The 1,475-nt window shown below is 37.0% G+C and carries 1 protein-coding gene; it reads left to right on the forward strand.

The annotated features are described in order from the left end of the window. Positions 1 to 135 precede the first annotated feature (135 nt). A complete protein-coding gene (locus JEM49_RS07045) occupies positions 136 to 1,416 on the forward strand; it encodes an ISL3 family transposase (RefSeq protein ID WP_201874363.1) in 1,281 nt (426 codons plus the stop codon). Positions 1,417 to 1,475 lie beyond the last annotated feature (59 nt).

A 1,475-nucleotide genomic window follows, 5' to 3' on the forward strand; every position in this document is an offset into this window, starting at 1 on the left:
GGCTCTATGATAAATCCTGTTGATAGATTTCTATGATATTCTATCAATGGGATTTTTTGGTAGAAAAAAAGAGGCATAAGCCTCACTACATAAAATCCTTTGATACCACTCTTTAGAAATTAAGGTGTTTTGCTTATGTCCTCATACAATGATTGTATTAAATTTTCTCTGAATATTAAAGACCCACTGTTAGAATTCTTGGATATTTCAATTGGAAAGTATCGTAATCGCGATGCAAAGTTTTACCATGCAGTAGCTCATCTAGATCAATGTCTTAATTGTGGCTCAACTAATATCGTCCACAATGGTCATTTATATTCTAATGTGCGCTATCCTGCTTTAGATGCTAGCTTGCCTGTCTTTATCAGAGTAGCCAAGCAGCGAGTTATTTGTCGCGATTGTCATATGAATTCAATGGCTGAAACGGAATTAGTAGAAAAATACTGCTGTATCTCTAACGCCACTAAACGTAAAATTATTGGTTCTCTAACTGAAGATTGGTCCATGAAAAGCATTGCCAGACAAACTTCGACCTCAACCAACACTGTACAGCGCGTATTGGAGCGATACGGTTACTCTACCGTTGAAGATACCGATTGGCTGCCAGAATACTTAGCCTTTGATGAATTCAGAGGCGTTGGCAGACAGCTGCACTTTATCGCTATTGATGGTCATACTCATAAAATAGTTAAAGTGCTGCCTACCAGACTTAAGAAAGATATCATCAACTACTTCAAACGTTTTCCTCTTACGGTAAGAAACAAGGTCAAAACTGTAACTATGGATCTTAATTACTACTATGACATCATGGCTAAGGAGCTTTTTCCTAATGCTCAAGTAATTCTTGACCGTTTCCATATCGTTCAAATGCTCAATCGTTCTTTTAATTCTTGCCGTATTCAAGAAATGAAGAAGCACAAGAAAGGCACCAAAGAATATAACCTGCTTAAATATTATTGGAAACTGTATCTCAAACCATTTGAGGATCTTGAAAAAGTAAAGCCGTACCATCAACCAAGGCTAAAGGATACTCTGACTCAGGAACAAGTTGTAGCTGATGGACTCAGACTAAGTCCCGAGCTTGAGAACACCTACAATCTTATGCAAGATATCAGTAAAGCTTTAAGAGACAGAGATACCGATAAGCTCAAGAATTTAATCAAAAGCAAAGATCACGTTGGCAACATGATGCATACCACGTTGAATACTTTCAAACGAAATCTTCATGATATTCTCAACGCTGCTAAGTTTGATGAATCTAACGGCTGTCTTGAAGGTACAAACCGCAAGATTAAACAAATTGAGCGTACTGCTTATGGCTACGCTAATTTTACTCATTTGATAACTAGAATTCAGTTAGAAGAAAAAGGTGCCATTATCAAAGAAAAAGCATCAAGCTGGTACATAGCAGCTTGATGCTTAATCCAATTATTAAATTATAGTTGACTTCTATCAACACGATTTGACAGAGAGCC

The organism is Lactobacillus sp. A27 (assembly GCF_016742815.1).
GTDB classification, from domain to species: Bacteria; Bacillota; Bacilli; order Lactobacillales; family Lactobacillaceae; genus Lactobacillus; species Lactobacillus gallinarum.